The 20720-nt window shown below is 67.3% G+C and carries 19 protein-coding genes and 1 pseudogene; 10 read left to right on the forward strand and 10 right to left on the reverse strand.

All coding sequences use genetic code 11. The annotated features are described in order from the left end of the window. Position 1: 1 nt before the first annotated feature. From ITJ59_RS17995 to ITJ59_RS18015, 5 genes are all read left to right on the forward strand, one after another. Entirely contained in the window at positions 2-241 is a 240-nt protein-coding gene (locus ITJ59_RS17995) for a hypothetical protein (protein WP_194652673.1), read from the forward strand. Positions 242-745: 504 nt separating this feature from the next. Next, positions 746-1918 carry an ROK family transcriptional regulator gene (locus ITJ59_RS18000; RefSeq protein ID WP_194652674.1) on the forward strand — a complete coding sequence of 391 codons (1173 nt, stop codon included), beginning with the start codon at positions 746-748 and terminating at the stop codon, positions 1916-1918. A 129-nt stretch (positions 1919-2047) separates the two neighbouring features. Continuing rightward, positions 2048-3163: a sugar ABC transporter substrate-binding protein gene (locus ITJ59_RS18005; RefSeq protein ID WP_194652675.1), complete on the forward strand. Its 1116-nt coding sequence runs from the start codon at positions 2048-2050 to the stop codon at positions 3161-3163. Between the two features lie 126 nt (positions 3164-3289). After that, complete coding sequence (locus ITJ59_RS18010) at positions 3290-4054, forward strand: ATP-binding cassette domain-containing protein (protein ID WP_194652720.1); 765 nt, start codon at positions 3290-3292, stop codon at positions 4052-4054. Beyond that, complete coding sequence (locus ITJ59_RS18015) at positions 4051-5319, forward strand: sugar ABC transporter permease (RefSeq protein WP_194652676.1); 1269 nt, start codon at positions 4051-4053, stop codon at positions 5317-5319. Before ITJ59_RS18010 ends, ITJ59_RS18015 begins: the two co-directional genes overlap by 4 nt. A gap of 373 nt (positions 5320-5692) precedes the next feature. Here the strand turns inward: ITJ59_RS18015 and ITJ59_RS18020 are convergent, their stop codons facing one another. Beyond that, entirely contained in the window at positions 5693-6667 is a 975-nt protein-coding gene (locus ITJ59_RS18020) for an iron-siderophore ABC transporter substrate-binding protein (RefSeq protein WP_323749554.1), read from the reverse strand. Between the two features lie 101 nt (positions 6668-6768). On the opposite strand from ITJ59_RS18020, the gene ITJ59_RS18025 reads away from it, so the two are divergent. Beyond that, the gene (locus ITJ59_RS18025; protein ID WP_228511876.1) at positions 6769-7833 is read left to right on the forward strand and encodes a FecCD family ABC transporter permease; all 1065 of its coding nucleotides are present in this window, start codon (positions 6769-6771) and stop codon (positions 7831-7833) included. Further along, the gene (locus ITJ59_RS18030; protein ID WP_194652678.1) at positions 7830-8834 is read left to right on the forward strand and encodes a FecCD family ABC transporter permease; all 1005 of its coding nucleotides are present in this window, start codon (positions 7830-7832) and stop codon (positions 8832-8834) included. Before ITJ59_RS18025 ends, ITJ59_RS18030 begins: the two co-directional genes overlap by 4 nt. A gap of 678 nt (positions 8835-9512) precedes the next feature. Here the strand turns inward: ITJ59_RS18030 and ITJ59_RS19805 are convergent. Both ITJ59_RS19805 and gndA read right to left on the reverse strand, forming a co-directional pair. Next, the gene (locus ITJ59_RS19805) at positions 9513-10190 is read right to left on the reverse strand and encodes a GntR family transcriptional regulator (protein WP_194652679.1); all 678 of its coding nucleotides are present in this window, start codon (positions 10188-10190) and stop codon (positions 9513-9515) included. A gap of 8 nt (positions 10191-10198) precedes the next feature. Then, complete coding sequence (gene gndA / locus ITJ59_RS18040; protein ID WP_194652680.1) at positions 10199-11665, reverse strand: NADP-dependent phosphogluconate dehydrogenase; 1467 nt, start codon at positions 11663-11665, stop codon at positions 10199-10201. Positions 11666-11804: 139 nt separating this feature from the next. Between gndA and ITJ59_RS19310 the strand changes: the two are divergent. The 3 genes and pseudogenes from ITJ59_RS19310 to ITJ59_RS18050 form a co-directional block, all read left to right on the forward strand. After that, positions 11805-12245 (forward strand): annotated as a pseudogene (locus ITJ59_RS19310) (gluconokinase); the annotation flags it as partial. A 33-nt stretch (positions 12246-12278) separates the two neighbouring features. Then, positions 12279-13049, forward strand: coding sequence for an SDR family oxidoreductase (locus tag ITJ59_RS19315; protein ID WP_323749559.1), 771 nt, complete (start codon positions 12279-12281; stop codon positions 13047-13049). A gap of 22 nt (positions 13050-13071) precedes the next feature. Further along, a complete protein-coding gene (locus tag ITJ59_RS18050) occupies positions 13072-14112 on the forward strand; it encodes a zinc-binding dehydrogenase (RefSeq protein ID WP_194652682.1) in 1041 nt (346 codons plus the stop codon). A 26-nt stretch (positions 14113-14138) separates the two neighbouring features. On the opposite strand, the gene ITJ59_RS18055 is transcribed toward ITJ59_RS18050, so the two are convergent. Genes ITJ59_RS18055 through ITJ59_RS18085 form a run of 7 tightly spaced genes read right to left on the reverse strand, consistent with a single transcriptional unit; the run spans position 14139 to position 20644 of the window. Next, positions 14139-14714 (reverse strand): TetR/AcrR family transcriptional regulator, encoded by a 576-nt coding sequence (locus tag ITJ59_RS18055; RefSeq protein ID WP_194652683.1) that lies wholly within the window; start codon positions 14712-14714, stop codon positions 14139-14141. A gap of 20 nt (positions 14715-14734) precedes the next feature. Continuing rightward, positions 14735-15895, reverse strand: a complete 1161-nt coding sequence (locus ITJ59_RS18060) for a pyridoxal phosphate-dependent aminotransferase (protein ID WP_194652684.1) — start codon at positions 15893-15895, stop codon at positions 14735-14737. After that, positions 15892-16752, reverse strand: a complete 861-nt coding sequence (locus ITJ59_RS18065; RefSeq protein ID WP_228511880.1) for an SDR family oxidoreductase — start codon at positions 16750-16752, stop codon at positions 15892-15894. Before ITJ59_RS18065 ends, ITJ59_RS18060 begins: the two co-directional genes overlap by 4 nt. Next, on the reverse strand, positions 16749-17744 hold the full coding sequence (locus ITJ59_RS18070) for a biotin-dependent carboxyltransferase family protein (protein ID WP_194652685.1): 996 nt from the start codon (positions 17742-17744) through the stop codon (positions 16749-16751). Before ITJ59_RS18070 ends, ITJ59_RS18065 begins: the two co-directional genes overlap by 4 nt. Continuing rightward, positions 17741-18463 (reverse strand): 5-oxoprolinase subunit B family protein, encoded by a 723-nt coding sequence (locus ITJ59_RS18075; RefSeq protein ID WP_323749555.1) that lies wholly within the window; start codon positions 18461-18463, stop codon positions 17741-17743. Before ITJ59_RS18075 ends, ITJ59_RS18070 begins: the two co-directional genes overlap by 4 nt. Further along, positions 18460-19266: a LamB/YcsF family protein gene (locus tag ITJ59_RS18080; protein ID WP_194652686.1), complete on the reverse strand. Its 807-nt coding sequence runs from the start codon at positions 19264-19266 to the stop codon at positions 18460-18462. The genes ITJ59_RS18075 and ITJ59_RS18080 overlap by 4 nt, the downstream gene beginning before the upstream one ends. 40 nt (positions 19267-19306) lie before the next feature. Next, the gene (locus ITJ59_RS18085; protein ID WP_194652687.1) at positions 19307-20644 is read right to left on the reverse strand and encodes an MFS transporter; all 1338 of its coding nucleotides are present in this window, start codon (positions 20642-20644) and stop codon (positions 19307-19309) included. Positions 20645-20720 lie beyond the last annotated feature (76 nt).

A 20720-nucleotide genomic window follows, 5' to 3' on the forward strand; every position in this document is an offset into this window, starting at 1 on the left:
CATGAGCGGCGCTGGTCAGCGGTACAGGACGAACGACGTGTTCGAGGACGAGTCGGGATCGTGCGCAGCGACCACAGTTCGCGCTCCAGATCCCGTCGCCCTCGCCCTCGCCCTCGCCCTCGCCCTCGCCCTCGCCCTCGCCCTCGCCCTCGCCCTCGCCCTCGCCCTCGAGCAGGTGCGCACGATAGCCGATCGGTGGTTTCAAGAAGTCGTTGCGACAAATGGTTGTGTCGAATCGTAGAGTAACCGCTCGAACGCTCCTGCAGGGGTCCGGCAGCCCAGGACCTTGCGGGGTCGTTCGTTGGGCTCGGCGGACTTCGGCAAGTACTGCCGGAGCAACCCGCTGGTGTTCTCGTTCGAGCAGCGCTGCTCGGGTTTGTGCGAGTCGCAGACGTAGATCGCGAGATCCGTGGCGAGGGTAATGTCTTTGTGCCGGGCAAGCTCCGTGCCCTTGTCCCACGTCAACGACCGGCTCAGATGCTCGGCAAGCGTCCTGATGGGGCCCGCACGGTGAACCGCCCGGCAACGGAGATCACGAGTCGCAGGTCGGGAAAGGCTTAGGTGTTGCACCGCAACCCCGCCACAGCCTGCGACCGTATCTCGTGCACGCAGAGTTCGCAGATCACTGGCCGCACGCAATCGCTGCTCCATCAGCCCGAAGAACATCGAGCCGGAGACGTCTGCAGCGACGGCCATCGAACGACAGGCTTAACGACGTGACCGAGCCGCCCGTTACTCTGTCTCCGTGTCAGAGCCGCGCCGTAGTCCGGGGAACCAAGCTTCACTGCGTGAAGCCAACCGGGGCCGGGTCGTCAGCGCGGTCAAGCGCCACGGCGGCCTGACACAGGTCGAGCTCGCCGGCGTCACGGGCCTGTCGCCCGCGACCGTCTCGAACATCGTCAAGGAACTCGTCGTGACCGGTACCCTGCACGCGACGCCGAGTACCTCGAGCGGACGCCGGGCGCTCCGCGTGACCCTGCCGCACGGCCTCGGGCTCGTCGCCGGCGTGCACGTCTCGCCGCGACACCTGCGGCTCGCACTGTCCGACCTGAACGGCACGGTCCTGGCCGAACGCCACATGCCGCTGGCCCGCGATCACCGCGCGGACGCCGAGCTCGACAAGACCGCGCTGCTCGTCATGGACATGGCGGAGTCCATCGAGTCCACGATGGACGAGGTGCTGTCCGTCGGCCTGGCCGTGGCCGCCCCGATCGACGCGCGGACCGGGATGACGGCGCGCGGCGGGATCCTGCGCGGCTGGGACGGCATCGCCCTGGGCGACTCGCTCGCCCGACGTCTGGACAAGCCCGTCCAGGTCGACAACTCGGCGAACCTCGCCGCACTGGCCGAACACCGCAGCGGAGCGGCACGCGGCCGCGCCACCGTCGTGACGCTCGACGTCGGCAACGGCATCGGCGCCGGGCTCCTGCTGGACGGTCGACTGTTCCGCGGGCACCACGGCGTCGCCGGCGAGTTCGGGCACACCCCCGTCCTGCCGAACGGCCCCCTGTGCCGGTGCGGGAACCGGGGGTGCCTCGAGGCGATCGCCGGCGCGCCCGCCGTGCTCGAGGGCGTCCGCGACGAACTGGGGACACTGAAGCTGGCAGACCTCGTCCTGCGGGCGATGGGCGGTGACCAGGTATGCATGCGCGCCGTGGCCGACGCCGGGCGCGCGATCGGTTCGGCGGCGGTGGGCCTGTGCAACGTCCTCGACCCCGAACGGGTGGTGATCACGGGAGAGTTCGCACGTGCCGGGGAACTCCTGCTCGGCCCGATGCGACACGCCCTCGAGTCATCGCTCATCATCGACGTCGACGGCACACCGGACGTGGTGCAGGGACAGCTCGGCGAGAAGGCCTCGGTGACCGGAGCGCTGGCCCTGGCGATCGAAGCCGTCGACGTGACGCGCGCACGCTAGCGGGAGCGCTCCGGATAACATTTTCGTCACAGCGCGCGACCCTTGCGTTCAACTCTTGCAGCCAAGAACGCTCGCTGTCACACTCAGGGCACCGCCGATGTGGGCGGTCCACTGTTGGAGGACGTTTCAATGAAGAAATCCACCACACGAGCGATGCTGGGCGTCAGCGCCCTGCTGCTCGCGATCACCACCCTGGCGGGCTGTTCCAACGGCTCCGATGCGGCGACCGGATCCGGCGGAGGCAGCGGTGACGCGTCGAAGGCCAAGATCGGCCTCCTCCTGCCTGACTCCGTCACCGCCCGTTACGCCAGCGCCGACCGTCCACTGTTCACCGCCGAGGTGAAGAAGCAGTGCAGCGGCTGCTCCGTCATCTACGCGAACGCCGACGGCGACGCGTCGAAGCAGCTGCAGCAGGCCCAGTCGATGCTCACGCAGGGCGTCAAGGTCCTGGTCCTCGACCCGTTCGACGGCGAGGCCGCTGCCTCCATCGTCCAGCAGGCCAAGGCCAAGAAGGTCCCGGTCATCTCCTACGACCGGCTCATCAACAGCCCCGACCTGAGCTACTACATCTCCTTCGACAACGAGAAGGTCGGCGAGCTGCAGGGGCAGGCCCTCGTCGACGCACTCAAGGCGAAGAAGGTGCCGTCGGGCTCGGGCATCATCATGGTCAACGGTTCCCCGACCGACAACAACGCGTCGCAGTTCAAGAAGGGCGCACACTCGGTCATCGACTCGAGCGGCTACAAGGTGCTCGCCGAGTACGACACCCCCGGATGGGACCCCGCCAAGGCGCAGGACTGGGCTGCCGGCCAGATCAGCAAGCTCGGCAAGGACAAGATCACCGGCGTCTACGCGGCGAACGACGACACCGGCGGCGGCGTCATCGCCGCGCTGAAGTCGGCCGGCGTCACCGAGCTCCCGCCCGTCACCGGGCAGGACGCCTCACTCGCGGGCATCCAGCGGATCCTCGCCGGTGAGCAGTACATGACCGTCTATAAGGCCTTCAAGCCCGAGGCCTCGAAGGCCGCCGACCTCGCGATCCAGTTCGCGAAGGGCGAGACCCCGAAGGGCGACACGACCGTCGACACCGCAGGGGGCGCCAGCGTCCAGTCGACGCTGCTCGAACCGGTCGCCGTGACCACCGACAACGTCGAGTCGACGGTGGTCAAGGACGGCCTGTACAAGGTGTCGCAGATCTGCACCTCGCAGTACGCGTCCGCCTGCGACAGCGCCGGCATCAAGTAGGTCAGACCCCCTGCCCGCCCGGTCCGACCAGGACCGGGCGGGCCTCACCGATCGAGGACGACACCCGTGAGCACGACACCCGTGAGCAACGCGTCACAAGCAGCACCCTCCTCCGCCGAGCCGGTGATGTCCCTGCGCGGGATCACCAAGCGGTTCGGCGCCGTCCAGGCCCTCAGCGACATCGACTTCGACGTCTACCCGGGCGAGGTCGTCGCCATCGTCGGCGACAACGGCGCCGGCAAATCGACGTTCGTGAAGATCCTCGCCGGGGTCTACACCCCGGACGGCGGCACGATCACCTTCGGCGGCGACGAGGTCACCGTCCCCGATCCCGCAGCGGCCCAGACCCTCGGCATCGCCACCGTCTTCCAGGACCTCGCCCTCGCCGACAACCTCGACGTGGTCTCGAACCTGTTCCTCGGCCGCGAGATCGCCCACCCCTTCCTCGACGAAGAGGAGATGGAGCGCCGCTCGTGGGAGCTCCTCCAGCAGCTCGCCGCACGGATCCCGTCCGTACGGATCCCCATCGCATCGCTGTCCGGTGGGCAGCGACAGACCGTCGCGATCGCCCGCTCCCTGATCGGCGACCCGCAAGTGGTCGTCCTCGACGAACCCACCGCCGCACTCGGTGTCGCGCAGACCGCCGAGGTCCTCAACCTCGTCGAACGCCTGCGCGAGCGCGGCCTCGGCGTCGTGCTCATCAGCCACAACCTCGCGGACGTGCAGGCCGTCGCCGACCGGGTCGCGGTCCTGCGGCTCGGCCGCAACAACGGCACCTTCCGCATCGACGACGTCTCCTACGAGGAGATCATCGCGGCCATCACCGGTGCCACCGACAACGCCGTCACGCGTCGCGCCGCCGCCCGGACCGAGCAGGAGACCTCCGCATGAGCAAGACCAACGAGACCCTCACCGCAGCGACTCCGACCCCCTCGGCGGCGGACCTGCAGGACGAGCGGCTCCTGCGCGACCAGGGGCTCGGCGGCGCGGCGAAGGCGTTCGTGCGGCGGGTCCGCGGCGGTGACATCGGTTCACTGCCCGTGGTCGTCGGGCTCATCGTCATCTGGGCGGTATTCCAGGCGCTCTCCCCCGACTTCCTGTCCCCGGGCAACCTGGTCAACCTCGCCCTGCAGTGCGCCGCGGTCGGCACCATCGCGATCGGCATCGTGCTGGTGCTGCTGCTCGGCGAGATCGACCTGTCCGTCGGCAGTGTCAGCGGCCTCTCCGCGGCGATCCTCGGCCAGGGGCTCACGACGCTCGGCTGGCCGCTCTGGCTCGTGCTCGTGGTCGCCCTGGCCGTCGGTGCCGCGGCCGGTCTGCTCTACGGCCTGCTGTTCACCCGGTTCGGCGTGCCGAGCTTCGTCATCACCCTCGCCGGTCTGCTCGGGTTCCTCGGCCTGCAGCTGCTGATCCTGGGACCGAACGGCTCGATCAACCTGCCGTACGACTCGCCGATCGTGCAGTTCGCCTCGGCGTCGTACCTGCCGCCGTGGCTCGCGTACCTGCTCGCGGCCCTGGCCGCCGGCGGCCTGTTCTTCACGGACGTGCGCCGATCTGCCCGCCGCCGCCGTGCCGGGCTGTCGACCGGGGCGATGTCGCTCACGATCGTGAAGTCCGTCGCGCTGTTCCTCGGCCTCGCCCTGATGGTCTGGTACCTGTCGCGCGACTTCGGCACCGGCACCTCGTTCGTGTTCTTCATCGTGCTCGTCGTGCTGATGAACTTCGTGCTGAAGCGCACCCGCTGGGGACGGTCGGTCTTCGCGGTGGGCGGCAACGTCGAGGCCGCCCGACGGTCCGGCATCCGGGTGAACCGCATCTACATCTCGGTGTTCATGCTGACGTCGCTGTTCGCCACCGTCGGCGGGATCCTCGCCGCCGCCCGCCTCAACTCGGCGAGCCTGTCGTCCGGCGCCGGCGACACGAACCTCAACGCGATCGCCGCCGCCGTCATCGGCGGGACCAGCCTGTTCGGCGGCCGCGGGAGCGCCTGGTCGGCGCTGCTCGGCATCATCGTCATCCAGTCGATCTCGAACGGGCTCACCCTGCTCAGCCTCGACTCGTCGATCCGCTACATGATCACCGGCGCGGTCCTGCTGCTCGCCGTCATCATCGACTCGCTGTCGCGGCGCAGCCGCGCCAGTCACGGCGCAGCCTGATCCAGGACAGGTGAAGCGCTTGCGTTGTTTCGAAAACGCGCACAACATCATCCTTTCCTCCGAAGTCGGCTCGGCCGAACGCTGGATCGACTAATTCTCGAGCTGGACAGGCAAGGCGCTTTTGCCGACCGGCCGGTCAGCTGGTCAGCGGACGGACGTTCTGTCGTCGGGCGCGCGATGCAGTCGTGGCGTCAAAACGGCAGGCGGTCGAGCTCGAGCATGTGCCCGGCCCGCGTCCTATGCTTGCTGAAGCACGTACTCGCTGTGGATAACGAGCACGGAACAGCGTCCGCGAGCAGTCAAGCTGCTCCGCCGATGAGTCTGCAACAACATCAGCGACCACTATCATCAGATTCGGACGCTGTCCGCCTCGCTAGAGGCCGGCGGTACGACCGAGTTCTGCGAGAACTCGCCTTGCTGCGGTAGGTCCGGTGTTGAGGTAGAACACGTCGTCGTCGATGAATGTCACCCGTTTGCGACCGACCGCTTCGAGCGTAGGCCAGAGGGCCAGACTGGTGAGTTTCTTCGTGTCGCCGCCCTGCACACCGGCATAAACGAAATCGCTATCAGCTAGAGCGAGCTGTTCGCTGCTGATGTCTTGGGACGTTCCGTTGGTGAAATCTTGCGCCACAGGACGGACGAGGCCGGCATCTTCAGCCACGGAACCCGGGAACGAGGCGACTCCGAATACGCGTAGCCGGTCGGAGTTGTATCGCAGGAACGACACCGTCGGGTTTCCCTGCACGCCCTCACCGAAAGTTCTCGCGTCTTCCTGGTACGTGGTCAGCCACGTTTCCGCCTGCTGCGTCTTCCCGAGTGCGTCCGCAAGGAGGAGGAAGTCTTGCTTCCAATACCGTCCGGTTCCTCGGGTCGCGACTGTGGGCGCGATCTTCGCAAGACTGCTGTAGAGCGTGTCCGCGTCTTTTCCTGCGGTGTTCATCAAGATCAGGTCAGGCTGCACGGCGGCGATGGTCTCGACGTCGGGTGCAAACCGGTTCCCGATGGACCGCACATCGGCCAGGGCAGATGCCCGGTCTGGAAAGGCATCCGCGAGGTACGACGGGACCAGGTCCGCGGCATCGCCTGCCGTTGAGGCGACTGGCACAACTCCGAGGGTCAAGAGGGCGTCGGCTTGTCCGGTGGAGATCACCACGACCCGTTTCGGTGCTGCTTCGAGCCTGGTGGATCCTTCGAAGTGCTTGACGGTGCGAGGGAACACGCCGTCGGATTCGTCGCTGCCCTTGCCAGATGGCATGGTGCGAGGTGTGGTGTAAGCGGTGTTTCCAGCCGGCTGGCTGTCGGTGGCGGCTCCGCCGCTGTCAACGGTGCTGCATCCGGCGAGGATCACGGACGAGAGCAGAACCGCGATCGAAGAACTAAGCAGGGAGCGGCGAGAGCGGGGTGATTGGGTGAGGAGCACGTAGTTAGCTTAGGCTCACCTTACTTGCCATGAATGTCTTCCACGTCTCCTCCACACATCGCACCGCTCGTGGTCGACCCCGGCTCCTGTTTGCCGGCGCTTGCGCGTTAGTGATGCTGCTCGTTCTCGTCGGGGTAAGTCTGTCGATCGGTGCGCAGCCGGTGTCGCCGCCAGCGGTTTTGGCAGCGGTGATGCACCCAGACGGTGGACGGGACTCGATCATCGTGTGGCGGTTGCGGATGCCTAGAACCGTCCTCGCTGTCCTGATCGGGGCGTTGCTCGCCACCGCTGGTGTTGTGATGCAGGCGCTGACGCGGAACCCACTGGCGGAGCCGGGTCTACTCGGCGTGAACGCCGGCGCGTCGCTTGCCGTCGTGATCGCCGTCGCAGCGTTCGGGATAAGCGGTACCGGTGCGCTGATGGGCCTCGCCTCTGTGGGTGCCGCGGGTGGTGCGATCGTTGTGATGTTCGTGACAGCACGATCAGGGCACCGGACGGAATCCACACGGCTGGTCCTCGCCGGTGCAGCGTTAACGGCGAGCCTATCGTCGGTGACCGGCGTGATCACATTGGCAGACGAACGCACGTTTGGTGACTACCGGTCGTGGGTCATCGGTTCTGTCGCGAACCGCGACCCTGGCAGCACAGCGTGGTTGCTGCCGGTGCTCCTCGTTGTGGTGCTCGTCACAGGTCTCTTGGCGCGGCCACTCGAGTTACTCGGAATGGGAACAGACACCGCGGCGTCGCTCGGCGTATCGGTTTCATTGACGCATGTCCTGGGATTCGCGGTCGTGACGCTTGCGTGCGGCACTGCGACTGCGGTGGTCGGCCCGATCACGTTCGTTGGCTTGGTCGTGCCACACGCCGTTCGGCTCCTCGTCGGGAATCGCCTGCCGATTGTGCTCTGCGCCTCGCTCGTCGGCGGGCCGGCCCTGATGCTGGCTGCGGACATCGTCGGCAGAGTCATCGCCCCACCAGGTGAACTCGAAGTCGGCATCGTGACCGCGTTCGTCGGCGCTCCGGTGCTCATCGCGCTCGCGGTGCGCCGGAAGTCGCGTACCGATGCCGTCAAAACGGAAGAACGTTCCCTGTGAGAGCCTCCCGCCGGAGAGGTCAGGGAACACTGACGTGGATCGTTCTGCTGGGGCTGCTCGTCTCAGCCGCGATTGCGGGCGTCACGACCGGACCACTGCAGCTGACATGGCCGCAGACTTGGGCCGCGCTGACCGGTTCCGGCTCGGACGCGTCCCAGTTCATCGTGCTCAACCAGCGCATTCCACGAGTGGCATGCGCGATCGGTGTCGGCGCAGCACTCGGCGTCAGCGGAATGGTTTTTCAACGCATCTCTCGCAACCCGCTCGGGAGTCCAGACCTCATCGGTTTCAGCACCGGCGCAGCGACCGGCGGTCTCGTCGCTATCCTCACCGTCAGTTCAGCGTCCGCCACGACTATCGCCAGCGGAACTGTCCTCGGCGGATTCGCCACCGCAACCGCCGTATACCTTCTCAGCGCCTCCAGCCGAGCAACGGGCGAGCGGCTCATCCTGGTCGGGATCGCCGTCGGAGCCATGCTCGCCGCCGTCAACGACTACCTGCTCACCCGGACCGATCTCGAACGTGCCCAGGCGGCCGCCGCTTGGAAGTTCGGGAGTTTGAACGCCATCTCCTGGCCGCAAGTACTCCCCGCCCTCGTCGTGATCGCCGCTCTCATTCCGTTCACCGCAGTCGGATCCCGGCCGCTTGCGATGCTCGAGATGGGAGACGACCTCGCCACCACCCTCGGCGTCAATCTCGCCTTTTGGCGGCCATACCTCCTCACCTGCGGCGTCGGACTGGCTGCCGTCGGCGTCGCCGCCGTCGGGCCGATCTCGTTCGTGGCCCTTGCCGCGCCGCAACTCGCCCGACGCCTCCTCCCCCAACGCAGCGACAGCATGGCACCTTCACTGCTCATCGGTGCGGTGCTCCTCACTGCAGCTGACATCGTCGCCGGTCGCCTCCTCAGCCCGTTCCAGATCCCCGTCGGCTTAGTCACTTCGGCGCTCGGTGGCATCTACTTACTTGGCCTTCTCGCCACTCGGCCACGCATCAGACGCTGACCGGCCGACGATCCGAAAGGCACAACAGTTTTCATGCTTGTCATCGCAGCACGCCGCCGCTCCCGTCCGCCCCTAAGACGGCAGCGCGCCATCGGCACCGAAAGCGTGGACACCTCTGGAGAGAAGACGGCGTGGGTCTGCTCGACACCGATTTGTCCACCACCGGCCACCGCACGCAACGGAGACGACTCTGACCAACGAGATGAGGATCGGAGCGGTTGGGACAGCTCGTCGCACAGAGGCCTCTTTGACAAAGATGTCGCTCTTGGCGACAACGACCCCGGCAGGCTTGTAGAAGACGTCGCCGGCATTCGGGATGGCCGCTTCCGGTCACCGGTTTCTTTTCCGCACTTCAACGCCGGACACAGTCAAACCGGCGCCGAGCTGCTGGTCAAACAGTGCTGATCGTGCGGGAGTGGCGGTCACTACCTCGACGACTGCCAGAAGGCCTACACCGTTCCCAATAACGGCATACTTGCCGACCATCCAGATGGCGTGAAGGCCCGGGCACTCGACCCCGCGCTTGCAGAACGACTCTGGTCCGTCTCTCACGAACTCCTCAACCACTGAACCGGCTCACGGCGACGGTGTCGTAGAGCATGACGTTACCTGCAGGCGCCAAACTTGCTGAGAATCCCGTATTTCGAGTTCTCGATTCTTAAAACTCTTGAGCCATCTTCATACAAGTTCGACGGAGAAGAAGCCGTGTGCTAGTTGTAAGGTGACGGTACATTGCGCATTCTCGCTGTAGAACACGGCGACAACGACGAGCCATCGAGTGCCGATGGAGTCGACGTCATAACTGATCGCTACCTCAACTCGTTCAACGTCTCGCTGAGGTCCGATGGGCGCATCCCAGGTCCATCGTGACGGCGGAGACCACCATCGTGGGTCCGTGGCAACTCGGATCTCGGCAACGCATCGACCTTCGTGATGCTGCTTCCAGATCAGATCGGACCGTGGCCGCTCCGCGGCGAAAGCGACGATGTCGGCATATTCAAGCGGCGGACCGTCAAACGTAAGCGCTACTGGCCGGACGGTGACCCGTGGCCCGGCTGGCGGCTGACGAACGACTTTCTCGCCTGTAGAGCGCCGTTCGATGAGACCTTCGTGGACAAGGTCCATGACGGCGGCTCCTATTGTGCTGCGGCTCACGCCGATCGCGGTTGCAAGATCGTGCGCGCGTTTCAGACGGATCCCCGGCTGGAGCTGGCCATGCTCGATAGCAGCTCGCAGCCCGTTGCGAACCGATTCGCGTGAGGTCGGCGCGGTCGCCAGAGACAGCTTGCCGGCCGGCGTGGCGTGAACGCCATCGGACTCAACGAGCGAGGCAAGGAGTAGCAGTCGTGAGGCCATGATGAGCTCTAGTGGGTGGACGGTTCCTGGTCGACCTCGCGGCGGTCGTCGTCGGACCACAGCGTGTGGAAGGTGCCGTCCTTGTCGATGCGCTGGTAGGTGTGCGCTCCGAAGAAGTCGCGCTGCCCCTGGATGAGCGAGGCGGGCAGCCGCTCGGAGGCGAGCGAGTCGAAGTACGACAACGCCGATGAGAAGCCCGGGGCGGGGATCCCCGACGCGGCAGCGATCCCGACGATGCGTCGCCAGGCTGCTTCGCCCTCGTGCACGGCGTTCGCGAAGTACGGGTCGACGAGCAGGCTCTCGAGCGAGGGGTTCTTGTCGTACGCCTCGACGATGCGGTTGAGGAACTGGGCGCGGATGATGCAGCCGCCGCGCCAGATCTTCGCCACGTTGCCGAGGTCGATGTCCCAGCCGTACTCCTTCGCCCCGGCGATGATCAGGTCGAACCCCTGCGCGTAGGCGACGACCTTGGATGCGTAGAGCGCCGCACGGACGTCGTCCTCGAAGCCGTCGGGGACCTCGGCGATGTCGGGCCGGTCCGGGAACGCCTGCTGCACGGCGGCACGCTGCGACGGCTTCGACGACACCGCACGAGCGAACACGGCCTCGCCGATGCCGGACACCGGGATGCCGAGGCCGACGGCGTTCTGCACGGTCCACACGCCGGTGCCCTTGGAACCCGCTTCGTCGCGGATGACGTCGACGAGGAACTTGCCGGAATCAGCATCGCGCTGCTTCAGGACCTCGACCGTGATCTCGATCAGGTAGGACTCGAGGTCGCCGCCGTTCCACTCCTGGAACACCCCGACCAGGTCGTCCACGGAGAGCCCGCCGACGCGGCGGAGCAGGTCGTACGACTCGGCGATGAGCTGCATGTCGGCGTACTCGATGCCGTTGTGCACCATCTTGACGAAGTGGCCGGCACCGTCGGTGCCGATGTGGGTCACACAGGGCTCGCCCTCGGCGACCGCTGCGATCGACTTCAGGATCGGACCGAGGGTCTCCCAGGCCTCCTTCGAGCCGCCGGGCATGATCGACGGGCCCTTGAGCGCACCCTCTTCGCCGCCGGAGATGCCGGTGCCGACGAAGTTGAGGCCCTTCTCGCGCAGGTCGTGCTCGCGCCGGATGGTGTCGTGGAAGTTGGCGTTGCCGCCGTCGACGATGATGTCGCCTTCCTCGAACTTGTCGGCGAGCTGCGAGATCACGGCGTCGGTGCCCTTGCCGGCCTGCACCATGATGATCGCCGTGCGCGGCTTGCTCAGCGATGCAACGAAGTCGTCGATGTCCTCGGAAGCGATGAAGCCGGCGTCGCCGTGCTCCGTGATGAGTTCTTCGGTGCGGGCGTAGGTGCGGTTGTAGACCGCGACCGTGTTGCCCTCACGCGACGCGAGGTTGCGTGCGAGGTTCGACCCCATGACGGCGAGGCCGATCACCCCGATGTTCGCCTGGGCTGCGTGCTGCTGATGCTCGGTCATCGGGCTTCCTGTCGGTCGTGGCCGCTTGCGGTCACATGGCATGGTCGGTACCGTACCTAAACTAAGACTTGATTCTCATTTTGTCGAGGGTGTGCCGAAGGAGACCGCGATGACCGGAACCGTTGCCCCGATCGTGCTCATGGGGGTGTCCGGAGCGGGGAAGTCGGCCGTCGGCGCGCTTCTCGCCGCTCGGCTGGGCGTCGCGTTCGTCGACGCAGACGATCTGCACTCCGCAGAGGCGAAGGCGAAGATGGCGTCCGGGATACCGTTGGATGATGACGACCGGGCACCCTGGTTGGCTCGGCTCGCCACCCTGCTGGCGGGCGATGAGCGGGTCGTTCTGGCGTGTTCGGCGCTCACCAGGACGTACCGGGAGACACTCGGCGGAAGTGACGTGTTCTTCGCACACCTCTCCGGGTCGCGTGCCCTCATCGCGGAGCGGCTCAATGCTCGATCGCACGAGTACATGCCGTCGTCGCTGCTGGACTCCCAGCTCGAGCTGCTCGAACCGCTCACGCACGACGAGCGCGGCGTCACCGTCGCGATCGACGCCCCCGTGGAGCAGGTCGCGGAGACGATCCGTCGACTCGTGCTGGGCACCAGTGACCACTCGGTGGGCTCGGTGTTTGATTTGACGGGGCGTATCGCGCTGGTGACGGGGTCGAGTCGTGGCATCGGGCAGGGCATCGCGGACGGCCTGGCGAGAGCTGGTGCGCATGTGGTGCTCCACGGACGTGACGAGGGCCGCCTCGCTGATACGCATACGAGGTTCGCCGCGCGGTACGGCGCGGAACGGGTGAGCGCCGTCGCATTCGACATCACCAACGAATCCGCCGTCATCGCCGGCGTCTCGCACGTCGAAGACGCGGTGGGACCGATCGACGTCCTGGTCAACAACGCTGGTGTCCAGCACCGGGTCCCGATGTTGGAACTCGCGCTCGAGGACTGGGAGCGCGTGTTACGCACCGATCTCACCGCGGCGTTCCTGGTCGGACGCGAGGTTGCCCGCCACATGGTGCCTCGAGCGCGCGGCAAGATCGTCAACATTGCCTCAGTACAGACCGACCTCGCCCGGCCGACGATCGCGGCGTACACGGCGGCGAAGGGCGGCATCCGAAACCTCACCCGCGCGATGACCGCCGAGTGGGCGGGTGCGAACATCCAGGTCAATGCTCTCGCCCCCGGGTACATCCATACCGAGATGACCCAGGCGCTTGTCGACGACGAGGCGTTCAACGGCTGGATCCTTGGACGCACCCCGGCGCATCGGTGGGGCACCACCGACGACCTTGTCGGGCCGGCCGTCTGGCTCGCCTCGGAGGCGAGCAACTTCGTCAATGGACAGGTCGTGTTCGTCGACGGCGGCATGACCGTCGTCGTCTGACCCGATCGAACAGGAGCACCTCGTGCCGTACACCACCCAGCCCAACACCGCCATCGTCGTCCACGGTGCCGGCGACCTCCGCGTCGAGGAATTGCCTGCGCCGACGCCCCGTGCCGACGAGGCCGTGGTGACCGTCGCATTCGGCGGCATCTGCGGGTCGGACCTGCACTACTGGCGGAGCGGCGCCGTCGGCGAGTCGATTCTCCGAGAACCAATGGTCCTCGGGCACGAGGTCGTCGGTAACGTCACGGTCGCGGCCGCCGACGGATCGGGTCCCGCCGTCGGCACCGCAGTGGCCGTGCACCCCGCGACCACGGGCACCGCACCCGGCCGATACCCGGCGAACCGTCCGAACCTGGCGCCAGGCACGACCTACCTCGGCAGCGCCGCACTCCTGCCCCACACGCAAGGCGGGTTCGCCCGCCACACCGCACTTCCGACGCGCATGCTCCGCCCACTCCCAGCGGGGCTGTGTCTGCGGGACGCTGCACTCGCAGAACCCGCAGCCGTGGCGCTGCACGGCGTGCACCGCGCCGGTGACGTCGCTGGCAAGCGCGCACTCGTCATCGGCGCCGGCCCCATCGGCGCCCTCGCCGCGGCAGCCCTGCGGCGGGCCGGTGCAGCCGAGATCGTCGCCGTGGACCTGCAGGAGCTGCCGTTGCGCATCGCCCTCGAGGTCGGCGCCGACCGCACCATTCATGCAGCCGATGTGGCCGCGATCGATGCTGTCGAAGCCGACGTTGTCATCGAGTCTTCCGGGAACCGTCACGGTCTGGCTTCGGCCGTCCGTGGAGCTGCGCGAGGCGGGACCGTCGTGATGGTGGGGCTGCTTCCGACCGGACCGCAGCCGGCTTTAGTGTCCCTCGCGATCACGAAAGAGCTCGACCTCCGCGGGTCGTTCCGGTTCGTCGACGAGATCACCGAGGTGCTCGCGGCGCTAGCCGACGGATCGCTTGCAGTCGGACCGGTCGCGACGCACGAGTTCGCGGTCGACGATGCCCTGGAAGCCTTTGTGACCGCGGCAGACTCCTCCGTGTCCGGCAAAGTGCTCGTGCGGTTCTGAGGATCCGCCGGGCCGGCCGGGGTCGGTCAGTCCGTCGGCGCCCAACCCCGCAGCGCGCCGAGCAGTGTGCGGACCAGTCTGGACGCGATCTGCTCCGACGGGATCCCAACGGTCTCGTGCAGGTCGAAGATTTCGCGAGGGTCGAACATCGAGTTCCAGAAGAACAGCCCGAGGTCGCCCTGGTCCGGAATCCCGACCTCGGCGGCGGCCTCGCGGATGGGCCGCTCGAGGGCGTCCGCCTGCACCGTGAGGTACGGCGCATCGGCGCGGAGTCGTTTCAGGTACCCCTGATCGGAGCGGGTATGCACCATTGCCCGGCCATGTTTCATGACCAGCTCGATCCAGCGGCGACTGACCACCTCGAGCAGCTCGACACCCCACTCGTCGCGCGCCAGGCTGAATTCACGGAGGGTCTCGCCGACACCGAATCGGAATTCGGCAAGGGCCTCGTCGACGCTGCTGAAGTGCCGGTACGCGGTCGCGGTGGAGACTTCTGCTTTCGCGGCGACGTCCTGCATGCGGATCGAGTTGCCGTGTTTCGCGGCGAGGCGCGAGGCGGCCTTGATGATGCGTGCGCGGTTGCGCTCGGTATCGCTGCGCACGGCCCTCCTCGTCGTTGTTGTCAGCGTAGTGCGCCGAACGCTGCGGCGAGTCGAGCCACGCCAGCTTCGATGGCGTCGTCGGACGCCGCATAGGAGAGCCGGAGGTGGTGTTCGCCGGCCGCTCCGAACTCGGCTCCCGGTCGGACGGCGACACCTGCGTCGCGGAGCCGCGCGACGAGGTCGACGCTCGGAATGTTGAGGTCGTAACGCGGGAACAGGTAGAACGCGCCTTCCGGTGAGCTCACATCGAGCCCCGGGATCGTCGCGAGCCCGTCCGCCATTAACGCTCGGCGCCGCGAGTACGCGTCGTGCATACGGGCGATGTCCTCACCGCACGTCTCGAGCGCCACCAGCGCGGCGTCCTGTACTGCGGTGTTCATGGAGCCGTTCGCGGTGTTGTGGACCCGCGCAGCAGCGGTGATGACCTCGCTAGGCCCCCAGAGGTACCCGACCCGCCATCCGGTCATGGCGTAGCTCTTGGAGAACGTCTGGCAGTACACGGTCCGGTCGACAAGCGAGGGCACCTCCAGCGCGGAGGTGAACGGCTGTCCAGTGAAAGTGAGGTCGGCGTACGCCTCGTCGCTGATGACGATCGTGTCCGTGCCGGTCAGCGCAGCGCCGAGCCGTTCGAGTTCGTCACGGGAGTGCACGATGCCGGTTGGGTTACCGGGATTGCAGAACACGAACAGCTTCGCCTCAACAAGTGCGGCGTCAAGAGCGTCAAGATCCCAATGTAGGTCTGCCTGCAGCGGGACCGGGACAGCGACGCCACCGGCCATGCTGATCAGGTCCGCGTACAGTGAGTAGGTTGGGTCTGGGATCACTACACGGTCCCCGGGGTTCACGATCGCGAGGATCGCAGCGGTCAAACCGCCCGTGCCACCGTGCGTGATCAACACATCGCCGGAATCGACCGGACGGCCGGCAAGGGCACCGACCCGGTCGGCAAGAGCGGCGCGGAGGGCCGGTTCACCGTAGAGAGGCGAGTAGTGCGTGCGCCCGGCACGGAGCGCGGCCGATGCAGCTTCGATCACCTGCGGCGGTGTTGCGAAGTCTGGCTCCCCCATCGCGAGGGAGACGAGATCGCCGGAGGACTGCGGCTGCTGCACGCGCCGGGACGCCGCAACGATGCGTTGTACCGACTCCGCGGGGCGGAACGTGGCGGGCGTGATGGTGGTCATTCGCTGTCCTTCCGGTCGGCGGCACCGTCCGGTGCGCCGGTGTTGCGGCTGATCTCTATGTCGACGCTCGTGTCGCGTTGCCGGGTGGGCGCGATGACGAGTTCCTGCACGACGGCTCGAGACGGAAGGGCTGCGACGAGGCGAACGGCCTCGGCGACGTCCTCGGGGCGGAGCATGTGCACGCGTTCCTCGGGTGCTGGCGGTCGGGCTCTGCCGTCGAGGATGGGGGTGTCCGCCTCACCGGGGAGCACGGTCACAGCCCGCAGACCCTCGTTGCGGAACGTGTTGTGCAGGAACGTCATGTAGTTCCGGACGCCGGCCTTCGCCGCGCCGTACGCTGCCCCGCCGAGAAGGTTCGGGTTCACGGCGGCGAGCGACGAGATCGTGATCACCGTGCCGTTGCCGTTCCGAAGCAGGTCGCCAAGAAGCGCCTGGGTAAGGAGGTGAACGGCGGTGAGGTTGACGTCAATCACGGTGCGCCACTCGTCCTCAGGCACCCACCGCGCGTTCTGAACGCTGCTGGAGGCCCCCGCGGCGTGCACAAGCAGGTCGACCGGGCCGGCTGCTGCATGCGCGGCATCGACGATCCTGCCGGCGGCACCGTTCGCGGCTACGTCCTCAGCTACGACAACCGCGGAGCCTCCCTCATCGATGATCACCCGAGCGACCTCGTCGAGCGCGGACAGGCGCCGGCCGACGAGCACGACGGTCGCGCCGTCGCGTGCGAGCAGCAGCGACGTCTCGCGGCCCATCCCAGATCCGGCGCCGGTGACGATCGCCACTTTGCCATGCAGAGAACCCATGTCACTCCTCGTCTTAATATGAGAATTGTCTCTCATTTGAGAGAAGTCCGTCAACCGTTGTCGCGGTGCCGTGGAATGCCAACGGCACTGAAGACGTCGGCGACGGCCAACTCGAGCGTCTGTATCGCGGTCTCCGCCTGCCAGAGCGACCGCTGCGCCTGCCCTCGGTCGACCCAGCGGAACCGCACGACGCGGCCCGGGGTGACCTGGCCGAGCAACGACTGCGATCCGGTCGTCGCGAACGCCACGATCGGGTAGCCGGCGGTGACGGTCCGGTAGCGTCCGAGCACGATCAGTTCGTCGCCGTGCGGGATCTCTACCGCACCAACCGGCACACCGTGGGACACGATCTCCGCGTCGCCTTCCGGGTGCAGGACGGGGCCATCGAGCCGCACGCCGACGTGGTTTGAGCGCTCGGTAACCCGGTACTCGGCGGAGCCGATGAGTTGCTCGATGCCGGGGATGCGTGCGGCCGGGCCCGGCAGCAGGTCGACGGTCCACGGCCCGGGTCCGGGACGCCGAATCGGCACCGGCAGCCGGAAGAGCGCATGGTCGAAGTGTGGCTGGCGGAACCCAGTGAACTCGGTGGTGACCGCGATCGACGCGCCGTGCGCGATCTGCTGGGCAAACCCCATCCGGGCATCCGGCGCAGCACTGCCGAGGAAGGTCTCGGCGTGCACGCGGCCAGCGACAGCCAGGTAGCTCCTGGCCCCGTCGGCGCCGGGGAGCACACGGACCTCGACACCAGCCGGGACGACGATGGGTGTCCACGCGTCGGCGGTGTGCTCACCCACGAGCACCTGTCCCACGGCACCCGTCACGGCCACCAGCACGTCCGCCGAGGGGACGAGCGAGAACTCCCCCATCACCTCGAAGAGGGTGGCGCGGCGGGCGTTGCCGACGAGGACGTTGGCGACAGTCGCGGCATGCTGGTCCGCGCTGCCACCGGTCGGCACGCCGAGCCGTTCGGTGCCGGTTCGGCCAGCGTCTTGGAACGTGGTGAGCCAGCCGGCGTCGACGACGTCGAGCCGCACCTCGCGGCTCACTGACGCGCTCCCGCCGGCTCGTCATCGGGCAGCAGGAAAGCGGTACCGGTGCGCTCGGCCTCGACACGGTCCACCGCGCGGTACCGGATGCGGTCGCCGGGCAGGATCGCGGCGGCGTCCTCCCGTGCGATGTCGACGACCACATGGGGCGTCCGACCGATCACCCGCCAGCCCGTCGGCCCCGGGAATGGCTGGATGATGGCGTTCTGCCCGGCGATCATGATCGAGCCGGCGGGCACGTTGGTGCGGGGCTGCGCTGCACGTCGAACCGGACGGTTGAACCGGCCGCCCTCCATCATCGGTGCCATGCCCGCGGCGAGCAGGACGACGTCGAACACGGTGCCGGTGACGGTCGCGACCAGGTCGTCGACCGACTGTTCAAGCTCCGCGGCGACGGACTCCAGATCTGGCCCGGCACCGGCGTCGAAGACCACCGGGATAGTGAATGTCCGCCCGGCGACCGACGACACGGTGCCGTCGGAGCCGGTCGTCTCGTCGAGCAGCCGGACGACGTCCTCGATGCTCTCCGGACTCGTGCGGAGCGGGTCGAAGCGGACCAGCAGCGAGTCGAGGCCGGCGACGAGCTCAGTGACCCCGTGCGGCGTCCGGCGCTCGAGTTCGCGGCCGATGGCACGGACGCGCTCGCGCACGCCCGGCTCGGCGACGCCGGCGATCATGACCGCGGCGTCGCCGAATGGGGCGGTGCTGATGCCGGTCACTGCGCAGCGACCGCCGCGCGCTTGTCGGCGAGAACCTCCTGGAGGCCCGTGGCCCGGATCCCCGCAGCATCCAGTGCGGCGCGCAACGCTGTCCCGTTCGCCAGTACCTGAGGGTGGTCGCCGTGCAGCAGCACGACGTCCGCGTCGTGCCCGAGTGGCACGGTTTCGCCATCCACGGTCACCACGGTGCCCTCGGTCACGACCTGCACGACGCGGCTTCCGATCTCCTGCGGATCGTGCAGGAGCCCACCCGGGTGCGAGCGGGCGACAGGCATGCCGTCGGCCCCGTACCCGCGGTCTGCCAAGAAGACGTAGCCGACCTGGAGGTCGCGCTTCCGGGACTCCTCGGCCAGTAGCCCGTTCTGGCAGATGACGATGTAGCTCGGGTTGTACGCGGCGATCGCGTCGGTGATCGCCCGGGCGTGCTTCGCGTCGGTCTGCGCGATGCTGCCCATCCGCCCGTGCGGTGCGACGTGACTGATGATTCCGCCGTGCACGCGGGCGAACGCGTCGAGGGCACCGATTTGGTACAGCACGTCCGTGCGGATCTCTTCCTCGGACGCCTCGATCAGGCGGCGCCCGAAGCCGACGAGGTCCGGGTAGCCGGGGTGTGCGCCGAGTTCGATGCCGCGACGGACGCACTCGGCGACCGTTTGGTCGATCACTCGGGGGTCGCCGGCGTGGAACCCGCAGGCGATGTTCGATGCGGTGACGAGCCCGAGCAGGGCCTCGTCGTCGCCGATGGTGTAGTTGCCGAAGCTCTCGCCGAGATCGGCGACGACGGCGACGGATGCGGTGGCCATGGGCTCTCCTTGTGGTGCTGGTGGAACGTATGGGTCAAGGTCACTCGACGCGGAGCGGCTGCCCCTTGGTTTCGCGGAGGAACAGGCAGCTGACCAGGGTGATCAGTGCCGTGATGATCGACGCGAACGCCGGGACGAGGCTGCTGCCGGTGGCGTTGATGATTGCGGTCATCACCAGTGGCGCGCTGCCGCCGAAGATGATCGTGCTGAGGCTGAACCCGATGCTGTAGGCGCTGTAGCGGACGGTGGTCGGGAACATCTCGGTGAGGACGGTGTGGATGACCGCGGCGTGCCCGGAGAACGCCAGGGCGAGGACGACGGCGCCGAGGGCCGCAAGAGCGAACTGACCAGTGGCGAGGAGCACGAACATCGGGTACGACACAACGGCCATGGCGATCGCCGAGCCGATCAAGACGGGCTTCCGGCCGACGCGGTCAGACAGGCGGGCCATCAGCGGAATGGCGATGATGATCGCCACGAGCGCGCACGCGGTGACGAGGAGGCCCTGCACGAGCGTGAAGTTGTGTTCGTCGCCGAGCTGGGTCTTGAGGTACGTCGGCATGTAGGCGAACAGCAGGTAGTAGCCGGGGCCGTTCAGCGCCGGCAAGAAAATCGTGAGGATGATCGCGGCGATGTGGCGACGGGATGTGAAGGCCGCGCGGAGCGGGTTGCGGGCGACGGCGTTCCGCTCGCGGAGGGCCTCGAAGTGCGGCGTCTCCTCCATGCGGCGGCGGATGTAGAACCCGACGTAGCCGAGCGGGGCGGCGAACAGGAACGGCATGCGCCAGGCCCATGACTCCATGGTCTCGTCACCGAGGGTGGTGATGAGGATTGCGGAGAAGGTGCTGCCGAACAGGAGGGCGAAGAACGAGCCGACCGCGATGAAGCTCATTGCGAAGTTGCGGGCTGCGTCGCGGGCGTATTCGCCAACGAACGACATTGCGCCTGCGACCTCACCGCCAGCGCTGAAGCCCTGGAGGACACGGAGGGAGATGAGGATGATGGGCGCGGCGATCCCGATGACGCTGTGTGCCGGAATGAGCCCGATGCACAGTGTCGATGCGGAGATCAGCAGCAGCAGCGTTGACAGCAGCGCCTTGCGACCGATCTTGTCGCCGAGGTACCCGCAGATGACGCTGCCGAAGGGGCGTGCGATGAAGCTGACGAGGAAGCCGATGTTGGTCAGGAGCAGCGCTCCGGTCTCGGCGCCGCCGATGAGGTTGAGTGCGATGTAGGTCGTCAGCAACCCGTAGATGCCGTAGTCGTACCACTCGACGAAGGAGCCCACGGCTCCTGCGATCGTGGCGCGCCGGACGACCTTGCCGTCGGCGGTGATGACGCCGACTTGGGTGGTGTCGAGCCGTGGTGCTGCGGTCATGTCTGTCTTCTCTCGGGAAGGCCCGTGCGGGCTAGCTAACAGTGTGCAGGCGAGGACGATCGTCTTCACGCAGCGG

Source organism: Curtobacterium sp. VKM Ac-1393 (genome assembly GCF_015350995.1).
Taxonomy (GTDB): Bacteria; Actinomycetota; Actinomycetes; order Actinomycetales; family Microbacteriaceae; genus Curtobacterium.